Raw genomic sequence first — 23654 nt, 5'->3', positions numbered from 1 at the left:
CTGGCCCCCGCGGCCTCGCTGGGGCGTTCTTCCGGCGGCTCCGGGGTGATCTTCACGTCGCGCTCGCCCCCGGGCTCACACCGTCCCCGGGTCGCTCTGGGCTGCGTACGCCGCTACTCGTCCCCATCCACGCTTCTCGCTCCGCCCAGTGTACGGCGCGCCGGGGACGGCGGCCGACCGGTTTTCCCGCGCGGGCGGGGCCGGAGGCGGAGCCCGGCGGCGGCGCGCGGTGACCCGAACGGCGCGTGGCGCCGGTACGGATCGCGGGACGTGCGACCGGACGGATTACCGGGCGGGGAGCTGGGCACAACGCATGCATGCCGGCCGCGCGGCTCGCGCGAGGCGGGCGAATCGGGCGGCGTGCCCCGTTGCCGCGGGACTCGAGTCGATTTATCGTCCCAGCACGATTCGCGAGCAAGATCACAATATGTGAAGGGGCCGCGGCCATGGTGGCGAAGAAGACTGCCGAGCAGTCGGCGTCCGGCAGGTCCCGGAGTGCGGATGCCGCGGGCGCCGTCGGGGGCGTGGCCGAAGGCGCCCGCGGGGCGGGGAACGCCCGGGGCGGGCCCGCGACCGCCGAGCCGGCGTTGCGTGTGAACTCCACGGCGCCCGCCGAGCGGGCGGTGCCCGCGGGGCCGGCCGCCGCCGGGGCGGCCGCGGCCCCCGGCAAGTCGGCCGGGAAGAAGCCGGCGGCGGCGAGGAAGCCGGCGGCCGCCGCGGAGGAGACCGGCAGCGGGACGAAGGCCGCCGGGAAGAAGAGCGCCGGCCGACGGGTCCGCGCGGTGGGGGCGGCCCCCGGCAAGCAGGCTCCGGCGTCCGGGGAGCGGCCCCCGGCGAAGGCCGCCTCCGGCGAGAGCGCCTCCGGGGTCCCGCCCGCCGGGGGTGCGGCGGCGGGCGGGACGACGTCCCCCGGGAGGACGGCACCGGGGAGGACGGCGGCCGCGCGCACCGCCATTCGCGAGAAGACCGTGACCGCCGAGCGTGGCACCGCTGAGCGTGGCACCGCTGAGCGTGGCACCGGCAAGCGGGCCGCCGCCGGGCGTGGCGCCGCCAAGCGCGTCGGCGCGCGGAGCGCCGCGCGATCGGACGCCCCCGCGCGCGACGCCCACGAGCCGGAAGCACCCACTCCGGGCGCACCGACGCATGGTGCCCCCGACCCGAGCGCTCCTGAGCCGGGCGCGCCGGGACCGGATACCCCCGAGCCCGGTGCTCCCGGCCCGGACGCTCCTGAGCCGGGCGCGCCGAGGCCGGGCGTTCCGGAGCCTGGTGCCCCCGACCCGAGTGCTCCTGAGCCGGGCGCCCCCGTCCCGGACGCTCCTGAGCCGGGCGCACCGCGACCGGGTGCCCCCGGGCCCGGCGCCCCCGAGCCGGACGCTCCCGGCCCGGACACGCCGGGGGCGCGGGTGTCCGGCCGGAGGGTGTCCGGTCGCGGCGCGCCCGGGTCGGGCGGCCCCGGACGGGACGCCCGCGCCGGGAGCGCCTCCGACGCGGGGGGCCGGGCCGGGAGAGGCGCCGCGAAGGGGGCGCCCTCGGACGCGGCCCGGCCGGAGGGTGCGGCGGGGGCGGGTGTGGGCAGGAAGAGCACGGGCAAGAAGGCGGGCGCGGCTCGGGCCGCGAAGCAGACGGGAGCCACGACGGTGGTTGCGAAGAAGACTCCTGGAACGGCCACGGCGGACAAGACCGCCGTCCCCAAGGCACGCGGCGGCGCGGCGGCGGAGCCGGGCGACCTCGCGGTCCGCCCGGGCGAGGACCCGTGGACCCCGGACGAGGTCGCTCAGGCCCGCGCGGAGCTGCAGTCCGAGGCGGAGCGGCTGCGCACCGAGATCAGCTCGTCGGAGGAGTCGCTGGCGGGCCTGATGCGGGACTCCGGTGACGGCGCGGGCGACGACCAGGCGGACACCGGCACCAAGAACATCACGCGCGAGCACGAGCTGGCGCTCGCCGCCAACGCGCGCGAGATGCTCGTCCAGACCGAGCGCGCCCTGGACCGGCTGGACGCCGGCACCTACGGCCTGTGCGAGAACTGCGGCGACCCCATCGGCAAGGCCCGGATGCAGGCCTTCCCGCGGGCCACCCTGTGCGTGGAGTGCAAGCAGAAGCAGGAACGCCGGTACTGAACCGGGCCCGGGGCGTGCCGTACTCTCGTCCCCAGTCAGGTACCTAGGTCGAGGGACTCACGTGGCAGAGGCGGAGCGCATCATCGGTACGCCGGACGACACCCCGGACGCGCGGCGGCCCGGGCAGCAGCGGCCCGGCGGGAACACGGCGCCGGGCGAGCCGTCCGGCGCCGACGGCACGACGGCCGGGTCGGACGCCCCGGCGGGCGCGTCCGGCGAGGCCGGGGCGGTCTCCGGCGCGGGCGGGTCCGAGGGCCCCGCGAGCGCCGAGCGCCCCCGCGGCGGGCGCCGGATCGCCGTGCTCTTCTCGGTCGCGGCGTTCGCGTACGCCCTGGACCTGATCAGCAAGCTGATCGTGGTCGCCAAGCTGGAGCACCACGCGCCGGTGCGGATCCTCGGGGACTGGCTGCAGCTCGAGGCGATCCGCAACTCGGGCGCCGCCTTCAGTTTCGGCGAGGCCTACACGGTGATCTTCACGGTGATCGCCGCCGGTGTGATCGTGGTGATCGCCAGGCTCGCCCGCAAGCTCTACAGCCTGCCCTGGGCGATCGCCCTCGGTCTGCTGCTGGGCGGCGCGCTGGGCAACCTCACCGACCGGATCTTCCGCGCTCCGGGCGTCTTCCGCGGCGCGGTCGTCGACTTCATCTCGCCCAGGCACTTCGCGGTCTTCAACCTCGCCGACTCGGCGATCGTCTGCGGCGGCATCCTCATCGTGCTGCTCTCCTTCCGCGGCCTGGACCCGGACGGAACCGTCCACAAGGACTGACCGGCCGGCGGTCGTCCACAGGCTCCGGTCCGGGCCGTCGGCGGCGTCCGGCATACTCGACGGGTGAGCACGCTTCCCGAGATCCGTACCCTGCCCGTGCCCGACGGCCTGGAGGGCGAGCGCGTCGACGCCGCCATCTCCCGCATGTTCGGCTTCTCCCGCACCAAGGCGGCCGAGCTGGCCGCCGCGGGCAAGGTGCTGGTCGACGGCACGGCGGTCGGCAAGTCCGAGCGGGTGCGCGGCGGCGCCTGGCTGGAGGTCGAGATGCCGCAGGCGCCCGCGCCCGTGCGGGTCGTCGCCGAGCCGGTCGAGGGCATGGAGATCGTGCACGACGACGACGACGTCGTGGTGATCGTCAAGCCGGTCGGCGTCGCGGCGCACCCCAGCCCCGGCTGGACCGGCCCCACCGTCATCGGCGGGCTGGCCGCCGCCGGTTACCGGATCTCGACCTCCGGCGCCGCCGAGCGCCAGGGCATCGTGCACCGGCTGGACGTCGGCACCTCGGGCCTGATGGTGGTCGCCAAGTCCGAGTACGCGTACACGTCGCTCAAGCGCCAGTTCAAGGAGCGCACGGTCGACAAGCGCTACCACACCCTGGTCCAGGGCCACCCCGACCCGACCAGCGGCACCATCGACGCGCCCATCGGACGGCACCCGAACCACGACTACAAGTGGGCGGTCACCGCCGACGGCAAGCCGTCCGTCACGCACTACGACCTCATCGAGGCCTTCCGCGCGGCCTCCCTGCTGGACGTGAAGCTGGAGACCGGCCGCACCCACCAGATCCGCGTCCACATGGCCGCCCACCGCCATCCCTGCGTCGGCGACCTGACCTACGGCGCCGACCCCACCCTCGCCAAGCGGCTGCGCATCACCCGCCAGTGGCTGCACGCCGTGCGGCTCGGCTTCGAGCACCCCGGCGACGGGCAGTGGGTGGAGTTCACCAGCGACTATCCCGAGGACCTGCGAAGGGCCCTGGACCAGGTCCGCGAGGAGACCTACGCATGAGCGCGCCGAGCGGGTCCTACGAGGTGCGCGTCGCCGAGGACCCGGCCGACCGGGAGGCGTGCTTCGCGGTGCGCAGGGAGGTCTTCGTCGTCGAGCAGGGCGTTCCCGAGGAGATCGAGTACGACGCCCTCGACCCGGTCGCCGTGCACGTCCTGGCCGTCCGGGCGGACGGCACACCGCTGGGCACCGGCCGGCTGCTGCACGGGGAGGCCGCCGCGGACAGGACCGGTGGCGACCCGGCGACCGGCTCCCTGGGGCGGCTCGCCGTCGCCAAGGAGGCCCGCGGGCTGGGCGTGGGAGTGGCCCTGGTGCGTGCCATCGAGGAGGCGGCACGCGCGCGCGGACTGACGGCGGTCGATCTGCACGCGCAGACGCACGCCCTGGGCTTCTACGAGCGGCTGGGCTACGAGGCGTACGGCCCCGGGTTCCCGGACGCCGGGATCCCGCACCGGGCGATGCGGCGCGCGTTGTAGCCGCCGGAGGCCCGAAGCGACGGGAGCGAAGAGCGGCATGGCAGGCTTGAAGTCTGCCGTGTGATCGTCCGACCTCCCGGAGCGCTGACCGTGGATCAGTTGGCCCTGCTGTTCGTCGTACTGCTCGGGGCCGTGATCAGCGTCCCGGTCGGGGACCGGCTCGGGCTGCCCGCGCCGGTGCTGATGACGCTCCTCGGGATCGTCCTCGCGGTCCTGGACTTCGTGCCGAACGTCGACATCCCGCCCGAGCTGATCCTGCCCGCGCTGCTGCCGCCGCTGCTCTACGCCGCGGTCCGGCGGACCTCCTGGCGGCAGTTCACGGCGAACAAACGGCCGATCTTCCTGCTGGCCGTGGCACTGGTGTTCCTCACCACCCTCTGTGTCGCCGCCGTCGCCCACACCATCGTGCCGGGGCTGTCGCTCGCCGCCGCCGTGGCGCTCGGCGCGCTGGTCGCCCCGCCCGACCCGGTCGCGGCGACCGCCGTCGCCGGGCAACTGGGGCTGCCCCGCCGCCTGGTGTCGATCCTCGAGGGCGAGGGGCTGTTCAACGACGTCACGGCGATCGTGCTCTACCACGTCGCCATCGCCGCCGTGGTCAGCGGGGAGTTCTCCGTCTGGCAGGCCGGCCTCGACCTGGTGCTGTCCGCGGTGGTCGCCGTGGCGATCGGGGTGGCCCTCGGCTGGGGCGCGAACAAGCTGCTGAGCCTCCTGGGCGACGCCACCCTGCAGATCGGTTTCACCCTGCTGGTGCCGTTCGCGTCGTACGTCCTGGCGGAGGAGCTGCACGGCTCCGGCGTCCTCGCCGTGCTGACCACCGCGCTGTTCCTGGCCGAGTACGCGGCCGACGCCGACGACGTGATGTCCCGGCTGGCCGGGCACACCGTCTGGGACGTCGTCGACACCCTCGTCACCGGCGTCGCCTTCGGCCTGATCGGGCTGGAGCTGCACAACGCCCTGCGGACCGCTGCCGGCCGGTGGGGCGAGCTGCTCGGCTGGGCGGGTGTGGTGGTGGGCGTGGTGGTGTTCGTACGGCTGCTGTGGCTGCTGCCGGCGACCTGGCTGACCAAACGGCTGCACGCGCTACGGGACTACGACGAGGACATCCCGACCAGCTGGCGGGAGACCGTCGTCATGTGGTGGTCCGGGATGCGCGGTGTGGCCTCGGTGGCGCTGGCGCTCGCCATCCCGCTGAAGACGGACAGCGGCGCGCCGTTCCCCGACCGGGACGAGATCGTGTTCATCGCGTTCGGGGTCATCATGGTGACGCTCGTCGTCCAGGGGCTCACCCTGCCCTGGCTGGTGAAGCGGCTGGGCGTGCGGGCCGACACCGAGCGGGAGAAGGAGTTCGAGAAGCAGCTCGCGGTGCGGGCGGCGCGGGCGGCCAAGCGGCGGCTGCGGGAGATCGAGTCGGTCGAGGAGCTGCCGGAGGAGCTGTCCGAGCAGATGGCACGGCGGGCCTTCGACATCGGCGTGCGGATCAGCCCGCGGATCGGTGACGAGGAGCGCCGGGAGGCGCAGGAGAACCGGGTGCGGCGCTACAAGCGGGTGCGCCGGATCCAGGCCGAGATGCTGAGCGCGGCCCGGCACGAGGTGCTGGCGGCGCGCAGCGAGCCCGGGGCCGACCCGGAGATCGTGGACCGGGTGCTGCGCCATCTCGACGTGCGCAGCCTGCGGTGACCTTGTGATCTTTCGCGGCTTGTGTCTTGAATTCGGTTGCCGTGTCCGCGTGCGGCCCTAGGCTCGGATCATGACTCGCAACGTGGTGATCAGTGGCGGCGGCACCGGGATCGGGCTGGCCGCCGCGCAGGTGTTCGCGGCGGAGGGGGACCGGGTCCTGCTGCTGGGGCGGCGGGAGGAGGTGCTGCGCAAGGCGGAGGTGCCGGGCGCGCTCACCTACGCCGCCGACGTCGGCGACGTCGACGGTGTGCGGGGAGTGGCCCGGTTCGTGGCCGACGAGCTGGGCGCCGTGGACGTGCTGGTCCACAGCGCCGGCGGATCCGGCCAACTCGAACCCCGGGTGGAGCGGGACGATCCGCTCGACCTCGTCGCCGACAACTGGACGGTCAACTTCCGCATCAACACGCTGACCGCCGTGCTCCTCACCGAGGCCCTGAAGGACCGGCTCGCCGAGCCCGGCGGGCGCGTGCTGTTCCTCAGCTCCATCGCCGCCTACCGGGGGTCCGGCAGCGGCGCCTACGCCGCCGCCAAGGCCGCGCTGCACCCGTACGCCCACGACCTGGCCCGTCAGCTGGGCCCGCGCGGGATCACGGTGAACGTGGTCGCCCCCGGCTACATCGAGGACACCGACTTCTTCGGCGACGCCATGGACGCGGCCCGCCGGGAGCGGCTGATCGCGGAGACCTCCACCGGCCGGGCCGGCACGCCCGGCGACGTGGCCGCCACCCTGCACTGGCTGGCCTCCCCGGCCGCCGGCCACGTCACCTCGCAGATCGTCCAGGTCAACGGCGGAGCCGAGCGCGGCTGCTGAGCGCTCGGCGGCTCAGCCGCGCCCCGGCCCCGAAGTGCCGAAGGACTTGTCGAAGGACTTGTCGAAGGCAACGCCGGACCCGCCGGAGGACCCGTCCCGCGACGTGCCGGGCGACTGCCCCGCGGCGCCGTCGCGGGACGGGACGCGGCCGTCCGGACGGCGGCCCCGCGGCGGTACCGCCTCGGCGGTGTTGACACGGGGCAGGGCCGACGGGTGGTGCTCGGACAGCCAGCGGATCATCTCCTCGCGCACCGCGACCCGGACCGTCCAGATGTCGTCGGAGTCCTTCGCCGTCACCAGCGCCCTCACCTGGATGGTGTTCGGCGTGGTGTCCGTGATCTGGAGGTTGTAGGCGCGGCCGTCCCACGCCGGGCACTCGCGCAGGATGTCGCGCAGCTTCTCGCGCATCGCCTCCAGGGGCGCGGAGTGGTCGAGGTGCCAGAAGACGGTGCCGGTCATCTGCGGGGTGCCGCGCGACCAGTTCTCGAACGGGTTGGACGTGAAGTACGAGACCGGCATGGTGATCCGGCGCTCGTCCCAGGTCCGTACCGTCAGGAAGGTCAGCGTGATCTCGTCGACCGTGCCCCACTCGCCGTTGACCACCACGGTGTCGCCGATGCGCACCATGTCGCCGAAGGCGATCTGCAGCCCGGCGAACATGTTGCTCAGCGTGGACTGAGCGGCGACGCCGGCGACGATGCCGAGGATGCCGGCCGAGGCCAGCAGCGAGGCGCCGGCCGCCCGCATCGCCGGGAAGGTCAGCAGCATCGAGGCGGCGGCCACGACGATGACGACCGCCGAGACCACGCGCATGATCAGCTCGACCTGGGTGCGCACCCGGCGCACCCGGGCGGGGTCCCGGTGGGCGCGGGCGCTGGCGTAGCGCGAGTACGAGGTCTCCACTATGGCCGCGGCGATCCGGATGGCCAGCCAGGCGGCCGACCCGATCAGTACCAGGGTCAGAGTCCGCCCGATGCCGCCCCGGTGCTCCTGAAGCAGTTCGGCCTGGTCGTAGGAGCCCCTCAGCAGGGCGGCGCACAGGACGAGTTGGTAGGGCACGCGGGCACGGCGCAGCAGTCCCCACAGCGGTGTCTCGTGGTGCCGTTCGTCCGCCTTGCGCAGCAGCAGGTCGGTGGCCCAGCCGACGACCAGGGTGAGGACGACGGAGCCGCCGATCACGATCAGCGGTCGCAGTACGTTCTCCATGCCTGCGCTCCTAACCGCGGGCGGCCGGGCACGAACATGTGTCTTCGCCCGGTTCGCGGGTAGGGCCGGGGCGGTGTGGCGGGGCTCTCCCGGAACCTTCACATGAACGGCCGGTACGCCCGCGGCGGGGCACTGTCGTACCCGGCTGGCACCATGGCCTCATGAACATCATGCTCTTCCACTCGACCCATGGCCTCGGGCCCGCCGTGCGCGAGGCCGCCGACCGGCTGCGCGCCGCGGGGCACGAGGTGTGGACACCGGATCTCTTCGAGGGCCGTACGTTCGAATCGGTCGAGGAGGGCATGGCCTTCAAGGACGGCATCGGCAAGGACGAGCTGCTCAGGCGGGCCGTGCTGGCGGCGGCGCCCTACTCGGAGCGGGGCCTGGTGTACGCCGGGTTCTCGCTCGGCGCCTCCATCGCGCAGACCCTCGCCCTCGGCGACGACAAGGCCCGCGGCCTGCTGCTCCTGCACGGCACCTCGGACATCGCGCCGGGGGCGCGGGTGGACGACCTGCCCGTCCAGCTGCACGTGGCCGAGCCCGACCCGTTCGAGACGGACGACTGGCTGAGCGCCTGGTACCTCCAGATGGGCCGGATCGGCGCGGACGTGGAGGTCTACCGGTACGCCGGGGCGGGGCACATCTACACCGACCCCGGCCTGCCGGACTACGACGAGCAGGCCGCCGAGGCCACCTGGCGGGTGGCGCTCGGCTTCCTCGAGTCCCTGTAGCCGGGGTCACACCGGGTCGTACGCCCGCTCGACCTGCTGGGTGCCGCTGCGCGTGCGGTACGAACGGGTCCAGGCGGAGGTCGCGTCCGCACGGGTGCGGTCGGAGACGACGTAGTAGTCCATCTGCGCGCGGTCGGCGGTGATGTCCAGCACGCCGTAGCCGTGCCGGTCGGTGTCGACCCAGTGGACGTGCCGGTTGGCGGCGCGGATCACCGGCCCGGCGACCGCCGAGACGGTGCCCTCCGGCACCTTGACGACGTCGTCGAGGTTGTCGGAGGTCAGCGAGGTGACCACGAACTCGGTGGCGGCCGACGCCGAGAGCGGGTACGTGCCGGCGTCCACCGGAACGTCGTTGGCCCACGCCATGTGGATGTCGCCGGTCAGGAAGACCGTGTTGCGGATGGCGTTGGAGCGCAGGTGGGCCAGCAGCTCGCGGCGGTCGTCGGTGTAGCCGTCCCACTGGTCGGTGTTGACGGCGAGGCCCTCCTGCGGCAGCCCGAGCAGTTTGGCCAGCGGCTTGAGGAGGTCCGCGGAGAGCGAGCCGACGACGAACGGCGCGATCATCACCGAGTTGCCGACCAGCCGCCAGGTGGTGTCGGACGCCTTCAGCCCGGCCTTGAGCCAGTCGAGCTGGGCGCGGCCGGTGATCGTGCGGTCCGGGTCGTCGACCGAGCCGCTGGCCGTGGACGCCTGCTGCGAGCGGAAGGAGCGCAGGTCGAGCAGGGACAGGTCGGCGAGCTTGCCGAAGCGCAGCCTGCGGTAGGTGGTGCCCGCGATCGCCGGGCGCACCGGCATCCACTCGAAGTAGGCCTGCTTGGCCGCCGTCTTGCGGTCGGCCCAGGCCCCCTCGGCGCCCTCGGTGTGGTTGACCGCGCCGCCCGACCAGGCGTTGTCGGCGAACTCGTGGTCGTCCCAGATCGCGATGACCGGCGCCTTGTGGTGCAGCGCCTGGAGGTCGGGGTCGGTCTTGTACTTCGCGTGCCGGGTGCGGTAGTCGGCGAGGGTGGTGATCTCGGCGGCGGGCGCGTGCGGCCGTACGACCTTGCCGCGGGCGCCGTACTCGCCGGAGGCGTACTCGTAGATGTAGTCGCCGAGGTGCAGCCAGGCGTCCAGGTCGCCACGGGCGGCGAGATGGCGGTAGGCCGCGAAGTAGCCGGCCTCCCAGTTGGCGCAGGAGACCACGCCGAAACGCAGCCCGGTGACGGAGGCGTCGTGGGCGGGCGCGGTCCTGGTCCGGGCGACGGGGGAGTCGGCGCCGCCGGCCGAGAAGCGGAACCAGTAGTCGGTGGCCGGCGCGAGGCCCCGGATGTCGGCCTTGACGGTGTGGTCGGAGGCGGCCGTGGCGGTGGTGGAACCCTTGGCGACGACGTCCGTGAACGCCTTGTCCCTGGCCACCACCCAGCTCACCTCGGTGTCCGGACCGAGCCCGGAGCCCGGTATCGCCTCCGCGGTCGGGGTCACCCGGGTCCACAGCAGGACGCCGTCCGGCAGCGGGTCGCCGGAGGCGACGCCGTGCAGGAACGCGGGCGCTTCGGCCGCGGCCCGCGCGGGCAGTGCCGCGGCGAGCGGAGCGGCCAGCACGGCCGTGGCCGCCGCGGCCTTGACGACCGTACGGCGGCGCGGGGAAAGGGAGTCGGCGGGCTCGGATCGCGAGCCGGCGTCCTTGGTTGCTCTGTATCGACTGGTCACGGGCGATCAGATTACTGATCAGTAGACGCGAAGAGCGGGCGAACCGGCAAAAGTTCGCCCGCTCTTCAGCACGGGTCGGGGCCGCGGCGCGCGTGGCCGCGGGGCGTCAGCCCTTGAGCGCCGCGTCGACCACCGAGTTGTACTGGTCCACCGTCATCGGCGGGTTCTGGGAGCCCGGCGTGGTGAGGACCTTGCCGTCCATGACGAAGCTCGGGGTGCCGGTCACACCGTCCTTGTTGGTGTCCCAGCTCTTCGACATCGCCAGCGCCCAGGCGTCGTAGGTGCCGTTCTCCACCGCGGTCCGGAACTTGGCGCTGCTCTTGAGCGCCGGGACGGTGTCGGCGACCTTGATGAGGTAGTCGTCGTTCTTGAACTTGTCGGTGGTCTCCTCCGGGTGCCACTTGGCGGAGTAGAGCGCCGTCTTGTACTCGAGGAACGCCTCGGGGCTGACGTCGAGGGCGGCGCCCAGGGCGCTCATCGCGTTCTTGGAGCCCTCGCCGCGCGAACCGATCGTGCCCTTGCCGAGCGCGTCGCCGTCGATGAACGTGCCGCCGACGAACTGGACCTTGTACTTGCCGTCGTCGATGTCCTTCTTCACGGTGGCGCCGACGGTCTGCTCGAACTGGGCGCAGACCGGGCAGCGCGGGTCCTCGTAGACCTTGAGGGTCTTCTTGGCGGTGTCCTTGCCGAGGACGACCGTGGTGCCGTCCTTGCCCGTGGTGTTGGCCGGGGCGACGACCTTCTCGTCCTTCACGGCCTCCCAGTGGCCCGGCTTGTTGGCCTGGACGACGGCCCAGCCTATGCCGCCGGCCGCGGCCAGCACGGCGACGACCGAGCAGGCGACGACGATCTGCCGCCTCGCCTTGGCCCGCTTGGCCTCGCGCTCGCGCTCCACGCGCAGCCGCTCCCGGGCCGCCGTCTTCGCCGACTGGCTGTTCCGCTTGCTCATGGTGGTGTTCTCCTGTGGGGCGCGCGGCCGTGCCGCGCGGGATGATGGGGGACCGGTCGTGCCCGCGCCGTCGCCGTGGTTCAGGCGAGGGCGGGCGAGCACGGCGGTCCGCGCCGTCCCAGGGAGTGCACGAGGAGGCGGGTGCGCGCGGTGCCGTGGCGCGGTGCGGGCCGGACCGCCGGGCGCACCGGGCGTTCCCGGCGGACCGCGGCGGTCCCCACCGGGACCAGCAGCGGCCGGAGCGCGGTGAAGGCCGTCTGGGCCGCCGCGCGCAGCAACTGGGCCAGGGCCCGTTCGCCGCGGCGCAGCCAGCAGGCCGCGAGGAGACCGACGCCGACGTGCGCGGCGAGCAGCAGCCAGGCGGTCACCGGATCGGCGTGGGCGAGCAGCGGGGCGAGCCGGTCGGTGTCCGTTCCGGTCATCCGGGCCAGCGGGGTCCCGACGTCGTGGCGGTTGCCGCACAGCACGTCCCAGCCGACCGAGCGCAGCGGACCGGCGACCGGACCGCCCGCGGGGCCGTAGCAGAGGTGCTGGCCGGTGGTGAGGACCGTGTCGGCGGCCAGTTCCATGGGGATCAGCAGGGCGGCGATCGGCCCGAAGCCGCGCTCGCGGCCGGCCAGCGCGTACGCGAGCGCGAACACGGAGGCCGCGACCGCGGTCACCGTGTTCAGCGGCAGCGGGACCCGGGACAGCAGCACGTGCGACGCGGTGCTGAGCGTCACGACCACGGCCGTGAACAGCGCCGCGCGCACGGCTCTGAGGTGGGTCCCGGATATGTCCATAGCGAGAGGAGAGTGTGTCACGCGGACCGGTAAGGGGTCCTTAAAGGGTCCCTGTGCGCGGCCGTCTCGTCACAGACCCGGAATCCGGCCGTTGCGGAACAGGTCGAGGAAGATCTGGTGGTCGGCCCGCGCGCGTGCGCCGTAGTCGTGGGCGAAGTCCACCAGGAGCGGTGCGAAGCCCTCCTCGTCGGCCGCGATCGCCGCGTCGATGGCCCGCTCGGTGGAGAACGGCACGAGCTCCGAGTGACCGCTCTCGTCGTCGGCCGCCGCGTGCATCGTGGCCGTGGCCCGGCCCAGGTCCGCGACGACCTGCGCGATCTCCTCCGGGTCGTCGATGTCCCCCCAGTCCAGGTCCACGGCGTACGGCGAGACCTCGGCGACCAGCTGGCCGGCGCCGTCCAGCTCGGTCCAGCCCAGCCACGGGTCGGCGTGCGCCTGGAGGGCACGCTGGGAGATCACCGTGCGGTGGCCCTCGTGCCGGAAGTACTCGCGGATCGACTGGTCCGTGATGTGCCGGGAGACGGCCGGGGTCTGGGCCTGCTTGATGTAGATCACGACGTCGTTCTCCAGCGCGTCGCTGTGGCCCTCCAGGAGGATGTTGTACGACGGCAGCCCGGCCGAGCCGATGCCGATGCCGCGGCGTCCGACGACGTCCTTCACACGGTAGGAGTCCGGGCGGGCCAGCGAGGTCTCCGGCAGCGTCTCCAGATAGCCGTCGAAGGCGGCGAGCACCTTGTAGCGGGTGGCGGCGTCCAGCTCGACGGAACCGCCGCCGGGCGCGAAGCGGCGCTCGAAGTCGCGGATCTCCGTCATCGTCTCCAGCAGCCCGAACCGGGTCAGCGACCGGGCGTCGCGCAGCGCGTCCAGCAGCGGACCCTGTGCGGTGTCCAGGGTGAAGGGCGGCACCTCGTCGCTCTTGGCTCCGGTGGCCAGGGCGTGGACGCGCTCCCGGTAGGCGGCGGCGTACACCGACACCAGTTCGGTGATCTGGTCGTCGCTGAGCGCCTTGGCGTACCCGACCAGGGCGATCGAGGCGGCGAAGCGCTTGACGTCCCAGGTGAACGGGCCGACGTAGGCCTCGTCGAAGTCGTTGACGTTGAAGACCAGCCGGCCGTTCGAATCCATGTACGTGCCGAAGTTCTCCGCGTGCAGGTCGCCGTGGATCCACACGCGCGAGGTGCGCTCGTCCAGGTACGGGCCGCCGCGCTTCTCGGCGCCCAGGTCGTGGTAGAAGAGGCAGGCCGTGCCCCGGTAGAACGCGAACGCCGAGGCCGCCATCTTCCGGAACTTCACCCGGAACGCGGCCGGGTCGGCGGCCAGGAGCTCGCCGAAGGCGGTGTCGAGGACGGAGAGGATCTCCTCGCCGCGCTGCTCGCCGCTGAGCTGGGGGACCGACATCGCTGGGTGCCTCCTGGTACGCGTGGTACATGACGTATGGGACGGATCTTCCCCCGGGCCAACGCTCGGCGCCGCCGGGAAGTGCCCGCGTCTGCTCCGTGCGGGGGGTGCGCGGCGTGGTGCCGCCCGTCGCCCGGCCGCCCGCCCCTCGCCGGGGCGCTCGGCGCCACGGTAGCCGCCGGGTGTCGGCGCCGGGGCATAGACTTCGACGCTGTCCCCCCAGACCGCCCGCCACCGGGCGCCGTACGTTTTCCCAGGAGGCCGAACCGTGTCGAAGCCGCCGTTCACGCACCTGCACGTCCACACCCAGTACTCGCTGCTGGACGGTGCCGCGCGGCTGAAGGACATGTTCGAGGCGTGCAACGAGATGGGCATGACGCACATCGCCATGTCCGACCACGGCAACCTCCACGGGGCGTACGACTTCTTCCATTCCGCGAAGAAGGCCGGAGTCACCCCGATCATCGGCATCGAGGCGTACGTCGCCCCCGAGTCGCGGCGCAACAAGCGCAAGATCCAGTGGGGCCAGCCGCACCAGAAGCGGGACGACGTCTCCGGCTCCGGCGGTTACACCCACAAGACGATGTGGGCGGTGAACAGCACGGGCCTGCACAACCTCTTCCGCCTCTCCTCGGACGCCTACGCCGAGGGCTGGCTCCAGAAGTGGCCGCGCATGGACAAGGAGACCATCGCGCAGTGGTCCGAGGGCATCGTCGCCTCCACCGGCTGCCCGTCGGGGGAGGTGCAGACCCGGCTGCGCCTCGGCCAGACCGACGAGGCGCTGAAGGCCGCCGCCGACTACCAGGACATCTTCGGCAAGGACCGTTACTTCCTGGAGCTGATGGACCACGGCATCGACATCGAGCACCGGGTCCGCGAGGGCCTGCTGGAGATCGGCCGGAAGCTCGGCATCCCGCCGCTGGTCACCAACGACTCGCACTACACCTACGCGCACGAGGCGACCGCCCACGACGCGCTGCTGTGCATCCAGACCGGCAAGAACCTCTCCGACCCCGACCGCTTCAAGTTCGACGGCACCGGCTACTACCTGAAGTCCACGGACGAGATGTACGCCATCGACTCCTCGGACGCCTGGCAGGAGGGCTGCGCCAACACGCTGCTGGTCGCCGAGATGGTCGACACCACGGGCATGTTCGAGAAGCGCGACCTGATGCCCAAGTTCGACATCCCCGAGGGCTACACCGAGGTCACCTGGTTCAAGGAGGAGGTCCGCCGCGGCATGGAGCGCCGCTTCCCCGGCGGCATCCCCGAGGACCGCCAGAAGCAGGTCGAGTACGAGATGGACGTCATCATCCAGATGGGGTTCCCGGGCTACTTCCTCGTCGTCGCCGACTTCATCATGTGGGCCAAGAACAACGGCATCGCGGTGGGCCCCGGCCGAGGCTCCGCGGCCGGTTCGATCGTCGCCTACGCCATGGGCATCACCGACCTCGACCCGATCCCGCACGGCCTGATCTTCGAGCGGTTCCTCAACCCCGAGCGCGTCTCCATGCCCGACGTCGACATCGACTTCGACGAGCGCAGGCGCGTCGAGGTGATCAGGTACGTGACGGAGAAGTACGGCGCCGACAAGGTCGCCATGATCGGCACCTACGGCAAGATCAAGGCGAAGAACGCCATCAAGGACTCCGCGCGGGTGCTGGGCTACCCGTACGCGATGGGCGACCGCATCACCAAGGCCATGCCCGCCGACGTCCTCGGCAAGGGCATCGACCTCAACGGCATCACCGACCCCTCGCACCCGCGCTACAGCGAGGCCGGCGAGGTCCGCTCGATGTACGAGAACGAGCCGGACGTGAAGAAGGTCATCGACACCGCCAAGGGCGTCGAGGGCCTGGTCCGGCAGATGGGCGTGCACGCGGCCGGCGTGATCATGTCCAGCGAGACCATCACCGAGCACGTCCCGGTCTGGGTCAGGCACACCGACGGCGTGACCATCACACAGTGGGACTACCCGAGCTGCGAGTCGCTCGGCCTGCTGAAGATGGACTTCCTCGGCCTGCGCAACCTGACGATCATGGACGACGCCGTGAAGATGGTGAAGTCCAACAAGGGGATCGACATCGATCTCCTCGGCCTCCCGCTGGACGACCCCACGACCTTCGAGCTGCTCCAGCGCGGCGACACCCTCGGCGTCTTCCAGTTCGACGGCGGCCCCATGCGCTCCCTGCTGCGCCTGATGAAGCCCGACAACTTCGAGGACATCTCCGCCGTCTCCGCGCTGTACCGCCCGGGCCCGATGGGCATGGACTCGCACACCAACTACGCGCTGCGCAAGAACGGCCTCCAGGAGATCACCCCGATCCACAAGGAGCTGGCGGATCCCCTGGAAGAGGTCCTGGCCGTCACCTACGGCCTGATCGTCTACCAGGAGCAGGTGCAGAAGGCCGCCCAGATCATCGCCGGCTACTCGCTCGGCGAGGCCGACATCCTGCGCCGCGTCATGGGCAAGAAGAAGCCCGACGAACTGGCGAAGAACTTCACCATCTTCCAGGCCGGCGCCAAGAAGAACGGCTACAGCGACGAGGCCATCCAGGCCCTGTGGGACGTCCTGGTGCCGTTCGCCGGCTACGCCTTCAACAAGGCGCACTCGGCGGCGTACGGCCTGGTGTCGTACTGGACCGCCTACCTCAAGGCCAACCACCCGGCCGAGTACATGGCGGCCCTGCTGACCTCCGTCAAGGACGACAAGGACAAGTCGGCGATCTACCTCAACGAGTGCCGCCGCATGGGCATCCGGGTGCTCCCGCCGAACGTCAACGAGTCCGAGTCGAACTTCGCCGCCCAGGGCGACGACGTGATCCTCTTCGGCCTCTCCGCCGTCCGCAACGTCGGCACCAACGTCGTCGAGTCGATCATCAAGTCGCGCAAGGCCAAGGGGAAGTACTCCTCCTTCCCCGACTACCTCGACAAGGTCGAGGCCGTGGTCTGCAACAAGCGCACCACCGAGTCGCTGATCAAGGCCGGCGCCTTCGACACCATGGGGCACACCCGCAAGGGCCTCACCGCGCAGTACGAGCCGATGATCGACAACGTGGTCGCGGTCAAGCGCAAGGAGGCCGAGGGCCAGTTCGACCTCTTCGGCGGCATGGGCGAGGAGACCGGCGACGAGCCCGGCTTCGGCCTCGACGTGCAGTTCACCGACGAGGAGTGGGACAAGACCTATCTGCTCGCCCAGGAGCGCGAGATGCTCGGTCTGTACGTCTCCGACCACCCGCTCTTCGGCCTGGAGCACGTGCTGTCCGACAAGGCCGACGCCGGCATCTCCCAGCTCACCGGCGGCGAGCACGCGGACGGCGCGGTCGTCACCATCGGCGGCATCATCTCCGGCCTCCAGCGCAAGATGACCAAGCAGGGCAACGCCTGGGCGATCGCCACGGTCGAGGACCTGGCCGGCTCCATCGAGTGCATGTTCTTCCCGGCCACGTACCAGTTGGTGTCCACCCAACTCGTCGAGGACGCCGTGGTGTTCGTCAAGGGCCGGCTCGACAAGCGCGAGGACGTGCCGCGCCTGGTCGCCATGGAGCTCCAGGTCCCGGACCTGTCGAACGCGGGCGCCAACGCGCCCGTGGTCCTCACCATTCCGGCGACCAGGGTCACCCCGCCGATGGTCAGCCGCCTCGGCGAGATCCTCACCCACCACAAGGGCGACAGCGAGGTCCGGATCAGGCTCCAGGGCCCGTCCAGGACGACGGTGCTGCGCCTGGACCGGCACCGGGTCAAGCCCGACCCCGCGCTCTTCGGTGATCTGAAGGTCCTGCTCGGCCCGTCCTGCCTGGCGGGCTGAGGCCCGCGGCCGCTCGGTGGCGCGGCCGGGAGAGGAGAGGAGGGGCGTCCCGTGCGCATCGGGTACGCCCCTCTTCGCCGCCTGGTTCAGGGCCCGCTCAACGGCCCACGCGCCCGCCTCAGTTGTGGCCGAAGCGCTTCTGACGTCCCTTGCGGGCCATATCAGTGGGACTCAGCTGCGGCGTGTGGTGCTCGGGCTGCGACTCCGTCGTGGAGTGCTCCGTCTCCCGGGGGCCGTTGGCGGCCACGGACGCCTTCTGCCGGCTGCGGTCCTGCTTGCGGTTCTTGGCCATGGTGATCAGCCTCCTGTGGGGGATCTAGGGGCCAGGGCCGCGTTCAGACTCACACACGCCGACAATGAACGCATGTCGGATAATTACCGTATGTAACGCGGGTCATCGGGCGGCAGGTCCCAAAAACGCCACGCCGAAGATCGAGTTCAAGCCGTTAACCCCGGCGCGGTCGGGCAGACTCGAAGCAAGCCCGAAGCAAACCCCGAAGCACCAAACCCGAAACAACCTCCCGGAAAGAGGGTGGAGCGCGTGGACCGCTGCATCGTCCTGGTGGACGCCGGGTACCTGCTGGGGGCCGCCGCCAGCCTCCTCGCCGGGGAGCCGTCGCGTTCCCGGATCACCGTCGACCACACCGCGCTCGTCCATGGACTGCGCGAACAGGCCGAATCCGACACCGGTCGACCGCTGCTGCGCATCTACTGGTTCGACGGCGCCCCCGACCGCGTCCCGCAGCCCGAGCACCGCAGACTCCGGGTGATGCCCCGGGTCACCGTCCGGCTGGGCGCGCTCACCCGCAGCGACGGGCGCTGGGCACAGAAGGGCGTGGACGCGGCCATGCACGCCGAACTGACCGAACTGGCCCGCAACCGCGCCTGTTCCGACGTCGTCCTGGTCACCGGCGACGGCGACCTGCTGCCCGGCATGATGGCGGCCAAGGAGCACGGCGTCGCCGTCCATCTGTGGGCCGTACAGGCCGCCGACGGCGACTACAACCAGTCGGAGGACCTGGTCGCCGAGGCCGACGAACGCCGTGTCCTGGACCGTACGTGGATCACCAAGGCCGTACGGGCCAAGGAGTTCGGCGGCATCTGCGCGCCACCGCCCGAGCCCCGGCCCGAGATCGCCGCGATCCTCTCCGCGCCGCTGCCCGAGTCCGCCCTCGCCCCGGCCGGCGAACGCCCCGCCGACGAGCGGCCGCACCCCGCCGAGGCGGGGGTGCGGGACGGCGCCGTGGAACGGCTGCCGGCCGCCAAGGGCGTGCCCACGCCCAAGGACCTCGCCGCCCTGCGCGCCCCCGGCGCCCAGCCGGCCGCCCCGCACCCGCCCACCGCGACCCTGCGGTGGTCCTCCGACCGGGGCTGGGTGGACCGGCCCGGCACGGCCGCCGAACCCGCCGAGGCCGCCGCGATGCCGACCCTCGCGCAACTGACCACGGCCGAGCAGCGGTGGGCCGACCGGGAGGAGGACATCACCACCGTCGGCGGTGACCCGTACGAGGTGGGACAGGTGTTCGCCCGACGCTGGGTGGAGCGGCTCGGCGACCAGTCGCACCTGCAGAAGCTGTCGTCGATGTACCCCCGGGTCCCGCACCGCGTCGACGGCGAGCTGCTGCGCTACGCCGCCCGGTTCGGCCTGCTCGCCCACAAGGACGACCAGATCGACGAGCACGACCGTTACGCCATCCGGGCCGGTTTCTGGCGCGAGATCGACGTACGCACGGGCGTCGAACACGCCCCGGCGGGCGACTGAGGCCCGCGGCGGGGCCCGACCGCGGCGCTCCGGTCCGCGGCGCGGCCCGGGACGGAACCGGGAGAGGACGCCCCGACGGCGAGCGAAGCCCGCGGACCCCGTACTCTCGTCCTTTGTGAGTACGCGCGTGGCACAGGCACTTCGGCCCGGGGACGACGTCGTGTGCGCGGTGCGCGGACTGACCAAGACCTATCCCGCGGCCCGCGGCCGGCGCGGCGCCCCCGGCACGCCCGAGGTGCTCGCCACCGACGAGGTCGAGCTCGACGTCCGGCGCGGCGAGATCTTCGGACTGCTCGGTCCTAACGGCGCCGGCAAGTCCACCCTGGTACGGCAGCTCACCGGGCTGATGCGCCCGGACCGCGGCACCGTCGAGATCCTCGGCCACGACATCGTGGCGCACCCCGAGCGGGCCGCGCGCCTGCTCGCCTACCTCGGCCAGGAGTCCAGCGCCCTCGACGAGCTGACCGTCTCGCTGGCCGCCGAGACCACCGGCCGGCTGCGCGGTCTGGACCACCGGCGGGCACGCGCCGAGCGGGACGCCGTCCTCGACGAACTGGGCCTCGCGCCGATCGCCTCACGCCCCCTGAAGAAGCTCTCCGGGGGCCAGCGGCGGCTCGCCTGCTTCGCCGCCGCGCTGATCGGCGAGCGGCCGCTGCTGGTGCTCGACGAGCCCACCACCGGCATGGACCCGGTGGCCCGGCGGGCGGTCTGGTCCGCCGTCGACCGGCGGCGCGCCGAACGCGGCACCACCGTCCTGCTGGTCACCCACAACGTCATCGAGGCCGAGACCGTCCTCGACCGGGTCGCCGTCCTCGACGGCGGGCGGGTCATCGCCTGCGACACCCCGGCCGGCCTGAAGCAGCGGGTCTCCGGCGAGGTGCGGGTGGAACTGGTGTGGCGGGAACGGGCGCCGCTGGAGGTGCCGGAGGTCGCCGCGCTGCGGGAGCGCGCGACGGAGTCCGGGCGCCGCTGGACGCTGCGGCTCGCGCCCGAGGAGGCCCGCGCCGCCGTGGCGACGGTCACCGGCGGGGCCGCCTTCGCCGCCCTGGACGACTTCACCCTCGCCACGCCGAGCCTGGAGGACGTCTACCTGGCGCTCGGCGGCGCCGCCCGCCAGGGGCTGGTGAAGGCGTGAGCGGTGCCGAACCACGCCCCGGGGCCGGCCTGCGCCACCGGGAACGCAGGGAAGAGGAGCACTTCGACGTGAGTGTCGTATCCGCCGACGCGCCGGCCCGCGGGGCGGCGGCGCCGGGCGGCGGCGCCGAGCGGCCGGCGGCTGCCGAGCTCGGGCCGCGGGCGCGGCTGTGGCCGTCGCTGGCGGCCGTGTACCGGGCCCAGCTGTCGCGCGCGCGGGTGGCGCGGATCCCGCTGTTGTTCGTGGCGACCTTCCAGTCCGTGGGCATCATGATCATGATGCGGGGCGTGGTCAGCGGCGGCGGCGAGGCCCACTACGTGGTGGCCGGCGCGTCGATCGTCGTCGTCGCCTACGTCGCCCTTAACCTGCTCTCCCAGTACTTCGGCCAACTGCGCTCCAGCGGCGGGCTGGACCACTACGCGACGCTGCCCGTGCCGCCCGCCGCCGTGGTGCTGGGCGCGGCGGCCGCCTACGCGTCCTTCACGGTGCCGGGCACGCTCGTCACCGCGGTCTTCGGCTGTGTGCTGTTCGGGCTGCCGCTGGGCAACCTGTGGGTGCTCGTAGCGGTGATCCCGCTCGCCGGCGCCGCGCTCTCCGGACTGGGCGCCGCCTGCGGACTGCTCGCCCCGCGCCCGGAACTGGCCACCTTGCTGGGCCAGTTGGGCATGTCGGCTGCGCTGCTGCTGGGCGTGCTGCCGCCGGAGCGCATGCCGGAGGCGGTGCGGCTGGCGCGCGACCTGCTGCCGTCGACGTACGGCGTGGAGGCCTACGCGCGCACCTTCGCGGACCGTCCCGACTGGGCTTACGTGGCCACGGACATGGCGGTGTGCGCCGGGGTCGGAGTGGTCTCGCTGGCCGTGGCCGCCTGGGCCTACCGCCGGGCGGCCGTCCGGTGACGCGGCCCTCGGACCCAACTGGCACGATGGCAGGGTGACCTCTCCGTTGACTCCACCTCCGCAGCCGCACGGGCGGCCTTCCGACACCTCCCGGCCCGGCGAGGCCGGGCAGTCCCGGCCCGGGCCGCAGCCCACGGAGGCGACGCAGCCCGCGGAGGCGGGTCAGCCCATGGAGGCGACGCAGCCCGCGGAGGCGGGTCAGCCCATGGAGGCGACGCAGCCCGCGGAGGCGGGTCAGCCCGCACCAAAGGCGCACGGGCAGGCCTGGCAGGCGCCGGCGGCAGGCGGGCCCGGGGCGGGGGGATCCCTGTACGGACAGGGCGGTCCCGGGATGAGGACCGAGATCCGGGAGGCCGCCGTGATCACGGTGGCCGGGGCGCTCTGCGGTGTGCTGCTGGGGCTGCTGTGGCTGTGGCTGGCTCCCAGGGTGCCGCTGGTCGGGGACGTCACCGGCAACAGCTGGGTGGTCTACCTCAAGGACTCCGAGGGGGAGCAGGCGATCGGCGTGGACGGAACGTTCACGCTGCTGGGGCTGGCCTTCGGCGCGCTGAGCGGGGCGGTCGCCTTCCTGATGCGCAGGCGCGGCGGCGTGCCGCTGGCGGTGGCGCTGTGCGTGGGCGGGCTGCTCGGGGCGCTGCTGGCGTGGCGGCTCGGGCTGTGGCTCGGCCCCGAGCACGACGTCATCGCGCACGCCAAGGCCGTGGGCCGGGGCGTGACGTTCTCCGCGCCGCTGAAGCTCGGGGCGAAGGGGGCGCTGCTGGCCTGGCCGCTGGCCGCGCTGCTGGTGCACCTGGGGCTCACCGCGCTGTTCGGGCCCAGGGACCCGGACCCCTACGAGGAGACGTCTCCCTCCGCGCCGTAGCAGCGCCGATGGGCGGACGGTCCGCGGGCGGCCGCGCCCCCACCCTCGGCGCGCGACGCCCGGGGCGGTACGGGGGGCCGCCGTAGGCACCCGCGCGCGGGGCGCGGTGGCGCTCCGCCGACGTCGGACCGCGCGACCACCCCGACGCGGTCGCGCGGCGCGGTGCGATGCCCGGCCGACCGCGGACGGGCACGCGGCGCCGTCCGACGACGCCCCCGCCGGCATCGGTGCCCGCAGCGGTCGAGGCCGGCGCCGAGGAGGGCTGGACCTCGGCCTCGGTGGCGACCGCGTTGACCGGTCCGGTCGCGGTCAGGCGCGCCCGACCGGCGCGAGCACCGCGTCCGTCAGCTTCGCCAGGTCCTGCGGGGACAGCTCCACCTCCAGGCCCCGGCGGCCCGCCGAGACGTAGATGGTCGTGTGCCGCGTCGCCGAGGCGTCCAGGACCGTGGGCAGCTTCTTGCGCTGCCCGAGCGGGGAGATGCCGCCGCGGACGTAGCCGGTGGTGCGTTCGGCGAGCGCCGGGTCCGCCATCGCCGCGCGCTTGCCCCCGACCGCCGACGCCAGGGCCTTCAGGTCCAGCGACCCCGCCACCGGGACCACGGCCACCGTCAGCGTGCCGTCGACGTCCGCGACCAGGGTCTTGAAGACCCGGTCCGGCGGGACGCCCGTCGCCTCGGCAGCCTCCTCGCCGTAGGAGGTGTGGGACGGGTCGTGGTCGTAGGAGTGGACGGTGTGGTCCACGCCCGCCGCGGTCAGCGCCACCGTCGCGGGCGTTCCCCCGGACTGCTGCTGTTTCTTCGCCTTCTTCGCCATCTCGGCCGGTCTTCCCTCGGGCTCGTACGTCAGTTCAGGCTTGTCGGGCCGCGCGTCAGCTCCGCCGCCGGCAGCGACGGCAGGCTGCGGATGATCGCCGTCTCCGCGCGCAGCAGCTTCAGCTCGTCCCGAAGCCGCGAGGAGGTGTCCGGCGCCTGGAGCAGCCGCTGCTTGGTCGGCGTGTCCAGCGCCATCGCCGCCGCCACCAGGTACGAGACCACGTTCGGCTCGTCCGGCAGGTCCGCGCCCGTGGTCAGCGACCGCTCCCGGGCGCCCGCCAGCCGCTTCTGGTACTGCCGGAAGGAGCGCAGCACCCCCTCGGCCAGCGCCCCCGCCTCGTCGCCGAGCTCGTCGGGCACCTCCTCCAGCTCCGCCGTCAGGAACGGACCGGAGGCGTCCACGGACAGCAGCCGCACCCGGGTCGTGCCGGTGGCCAGCACCTCGAAGGTGCCGTCGGCCCGCTCCCGTACGGTCGCCGCGTCCGCCACGCAGCCCACGCCGTGGAACGCCCGGGCCGGGTCGGGGCCGAACCCGGCGGCCGGGCCGATGGCGGGGCGCGCCGTCGGATCGGGCATGCCCGGGGCGCTCGGGGCCACCTCGTGCCCGTCGCGGATCGCCACGACGGCGAACCGGCGCGGTTCCTCCTCGGGTGTCTTCAGCAGGGCGCGCATCATGGCGCGATAGCGCTCCTCGAACACGTTCAACGGGAGCACCAGTCCCGGGAACAGGACGGAGTTCAGCGGGAAGAGCGGGAGCCGGACGGTGGTCACG

Annotated in this window: 19 protein-coding genes and 1 pseudogene; 12 read left to right on the top strand and 8 right to left on the bottom strand. The window is 72.9% G+C overall.

What is annotated here, in order from left to right; all coding sequences use genetic code 11:
- Positions 1 to 1574: 1574 nt before the first annotated feature.
- The 6 genes and pseudogenes from ACF061_RS01435 to ACF061_RS01410 all read left to right on the top strand — a co-directional run.
- Positions 1575 to 2117 (top strand): annotated as a pseudogene (locus tag ACF061_RS01435) (TraR/DksA family transcriptional regulator); the annotation flags it as partial.
- Between the two features lie 61 nt (positions 2118 to 2178).
- Positions 2179 to 2883, top strand: coding sequence for a signal peptidase II (gene lspA / locus ACF061_RS01430; RefSeq protein WP_392264729.1), 705 nt, complete (start codon positions 2179 to 2181; stop codon positions 2881 to 2883).
- Between the two features lie 63 nt (positions 2884 to 2946).
- Complete coding sequence (locus ACF061_RS01425; protein WP_392264728.1) at positions 2947 to 3891, top strand: RluA family pseudouridine synthase; 945 nt, start codon at positions 2947 to 2949, stop codon at positions 3889 to 3891.
- Complete coding sequence (locus tag ACF061_RS01420) at positions 3888 to 4364, top strand: GNAT family N-acetyltransferase (RefSeq protein ID WP_392264727.1); 477 nt, start codon at positions 3888 to 3890, stop codon at positions 4362 to 4364. Before ACF061_RS01425 ends, ACF061_RS01420 begins: the two co-directional genes overlap by 4 nt.
- A 90-nt stretch (positions 4365 to 4454) precedes the next feature.
- Positions 4455 to 6041 carry a Na+/H+ antiporter gene (locus tag ACF061_RS01415; RefSeq protein WP_392264726.1) on the top strand — a complete coding sequence of 529 codons (1587 nt, stop codon included), beginning with the start codon at positions 4455 to 4457 and terminating at the stop codon, positions 6039 to 6041.
- Positions 6042 to 6111: 70 nt separating this feature from the next.
- Positions 6112 to 6852: an SDR family NAD(P)-dependent oxidoreductase gene (locus ACF061_RS01410; protein WP_392264725.1), complete on the top strand. Its 741-nt coding sequence runs from the start codon at positions 6112 to 6114 to the stop codon at positions 6850 to 6852.
- Positions 6853 to 6864: 12 nt separating this feature from the next.
- On the opposite strand, the gene ACF061_RS01405 is transcribed toward ACF061_RS01410, so the two are convergent.
- Positions 6865 to 8058, bottom strand: coding sequence for a mechanosensitive ion channel family protein (locus ACF061_RS01405; protein ID WP_392264724.1), 1194 nt, complete (start codon positions 8056 to 8058; stop codon positions 6865 to 6867).
- 161 nt (positions 8059 to 8219) lie between these two features.
- Between ACF061_RS01405 and ACF061_RS01400 the strand changes: the two genes are divergently transcribed.
- Positions 8220 to 8789, top strand: coding sequence for a dienelactone hydrolase family protein (locus tag ACF061_RS01400; RefSeq protein ID WP_392264723.1), 570 nt, complete (start codon positions 8220 to 8222; stop codon positions 8787 to 8789).
- A 6-nt stretch (positions 8790 to 8795) separates the two neighbouring features.
- Here the strand turns inward: ACF061_RS01400 and ACF061_RS01395 are convergent, their stop codons facing one another.
- The 4 genes from ACF061_RS01395 to ACF061_RS01380 all read right to left on the bottom strand — a co-directional run bounded on the left by ACF061_RS01395 (position 8796) and on the right by ACF061_RS01380 (position 13607).
- The gene (locus ACF061_RS01395; protein ID WP_392264722.1) at positions 8796 to 10478 is read right to left on the bottom strand and encodes an alkaline phosphatase D family protein; all 1683 of its coding nucleotides are present in this window, start codon (positions 10476 to 10478) and stop codon (positions 8796 to 8798) included.
- A gap of 106 nt (positions 10479 to 10584) precedes the next feature.
- Positions 10585 to 11427: a thioredoxin domain-containing protein gene (locus ACF061_RS01390; RefSeq protein ID WP_392264721.1), complete on the bottom strand. Its 843-nt coding sequence runs from the start codon at positions 11425 to 11427 to the stop codon at positions 10585 to 10587.
- A gap of 80 nt (positions 11428 to 11507) precedes the next feature.
- Positions 11508 to 12209 (bottom strand): hypothetical protein, encoded by a 702-nt coding sequence (locus tag ACF061_RS01385; protein ID WP_392264720.1) that lies wholly within the window; start codon positions 12207 to 12209, stop codon positions 11508 to 11510.
- 69 nt (positions 12210 to 12278) lie between these two features.
- Positions 12279 to 13607: a DUF2252 domain-containing protein gene (locus ACF061_RS01380; RefSeq protein ID WP_392264719.1), complete on the bottom strand. Its 1329-nt coding sequence runs from the start codon at positions 13605 to 13607 to the stop codon at positions 12279 to 12281.
- A 268-nt stretch (positions 13608 to 13875) separates the two neighbouring features.
- Between ACF061_RS01380 and dnaE the strand changes: the two genes are divergently transcribed.
- The gene (gene dnaE, locus ACF061_RS01375; RefSeq protein ID WP_392264718.1) at positions 13876 to 17415 is read left to right on the top strand and encodes a DNA polymerase III subunit alpha; all 3540 of its coding nucleotides are present in this window, start codon (positions 13876 to 13878) and stop codon (positions 17413 to 17415) included.
- Positions 17416 to 17533: 118 nt separating this feature from the next.
- Here the strand turns inward: dnaE and ACF061_RS01370 are convergent, their stop codons facing one another.
- Complete coding sequence (locus ACF061_RS01370; RefSeq protein WP_392264717.1) at positions 17534 to 17707, bottom strand: hypothetical protein; 174 nt, start codon at positions 17705 to 17707, stop codon at positions 17534 to 17536.
- A 249-nt stretch (positions 17708 to 17956) separates the two neighbouring features.
- Between ACF061_RS01370 and ACF061_RS01365 the strand changes: the two genes are divergently transcribed.
- From ACF061_RS01365 to ACF061_RS01350, 4 genes are all read left to right on the top strand, one after another.
- Entirely contained in the window at positions 17957 to 19177 is a 1221-nt protein-coding gene (locus tag ACF061_RS01365; protein ID WP_392264716.1) for an NYN domain-containing protein, read from the top strand.
- A gap of 160 nt (positions 19178 to 19337) precedes the next feature.
- Positions 19338 to 20312 (top strand): ABC transporter ATP-binding protein, encoded by a 975-nt coding sequence (locus ACF061_RS01360; RefSeq protein WP_392265365.1) that lies wholly within the window; start codon positions 19338 to 19340, stop codon positions 20310 to 20312.
- Between the two features lie 68 nt (positions 20313 to 20380).
- Entirely contained in the window at positions 20381 to 21208 is an 828-nt protein-coding gene (locus tag ACF061_RS01355) for an ABC transporter permease (RefSeq protein ID WP_392264715.1), read from the top strand.
- A gap of 205 nt (positions 21209 to 21413) precedes the next feature.
- Complete coding sequence (locus tag ACF061_RS01350) at positions 21414 to 22070, top strand: AAA family ATPase (protein ID WP_392265364.1); 657 nt, start codon at positions 21414 to 21416, stop codon at positions 22068 to 22070.
- A 309-nt stretch (positions 22071 to 22379) separates the two neighbouring features.
- Here the strand turns inward: ACF061_RS01350 and ybaK are convergent, their stop codons facing one another.
- Positions 22380 to 22883 carry a Cys-tRNA(Pro) deacylase gene (gene ybaK / locus ACF061_RS01345; RefSeq protein ID WP_392264714.1) on the bottom strand — a complete coding sequence of 168 codons (504 nt, stop codon included), beginning with the start codon at positions 22881 to 22883 and terminating at the stop codon, positions 22380 to 22382.
- Between the two features lie 29 nt (positions 22884 to 22912).
- The gene (locus tag ACF061_RS01340; RefSeq protein ID WP_392264713.1) at positions 22913 to 23653 is read right to left on the bottom strand and encodes an LON peptidase substrate-binding domain-containing protein; all 741 of its coding nucleotides are present in this window, start codon (positions 23651 to 23653) and stop codon (positions 22913 to 22915) included.
- Position 23654: the final 1 nt, after the last annotated feature.

Source organism: Streptomyces sp. NPDC015220 (genome assembly GCF_043079345.1).
Lineage (GTDB): Bacteria > Actinomycetota > Actinomycetes > Streptomycetales > Streptomycetaceae > Streptomyces.
The sequence above is the reverse complement of the archived record's forward strand: the minus strand, read 5'-3'. Positions and strand labels throughout refer to the sequence as shown.

What these genes read in the sequence shown, in the direction of transcription:
- ACF061_RS01420 (WP_392264727.1), top strand. Translation starts at nt 3,888, where the DNA reads ATGAGCGCGCCGAGCGGGTCCTACGAGGTGCGCGTCGCCGAGGACCCG.
- ACF061_RS01410 (WP_392264725.1), top strand. Translation starts at nt 6,112, where the DNA reads ATGACTCGCAACGTGGTGATCAGTGGCGGCGGCACCGGGATCGGGCTG.
- ACF061_RS01405 (WP_392264724.1), bottom strand. Translation starts at nt 8,058, where the DNA reads ATGGAGAACGTACTGCGACCGCTGATCGTGATCGGCGGCTCCGTCGTC.
- ACF061_RS01400 (WP_392264723.1), top strand. Translation starts at nt 8,220, where the DNA reads ATGAACATCATGCTCTTCCACTCGACCCATGGCCTCGGGCCCGCCGTG.
- ACF061_RS01390 (WP_392264721.1), bottom strand. Translation starts at nt 11,427, where the DNA reads ATGAGCAAGCGGAACAGCCAGTCGGCGAAGACGGCGGCCCGGGAGCGG.
- ACF061_RS01385 (WP_392264720.1), bottom strand. Translation starts at nt 12,209, where the DNA reads ATGGACATATCCGGGACCCACCTCAGAGCCGTGCGCGCGGCGCTGTTC.
- ACF061_RS01380 (WP_392264719.1), bottom strand. Translation starts at nt 13,607, where the DNA reads ATGTCGGTCCCCCAGCTCAGCGGCGAGCAGCGCGGCGAGGAGATCCTC.
- ACF061_RS01370 (WP_392264717.1), bottom strand. Translation starts at nt 17,707, where the DNA reads ATGGCCAAGAACCGCAAGCAGGACCGCAGCCGGCAGAAGGCGTCCGTG.
- ACF061_RS01350 (WP_392265364.1), top strand. Translation starts at nt 21,414, where the DNA reads ATGGAGGCGACGCAGCCCGCGGAGGCGGGTCAGCCCGCACCAAAGGCG.
- ybaK (WP_392264714.1), bottom strand. Translation starts at nt 22,883, where the DNA reads ATGGCGAAGAAGGCGAAGAAACAGCAGCAGTCCGGGGGAACGCCCGCG.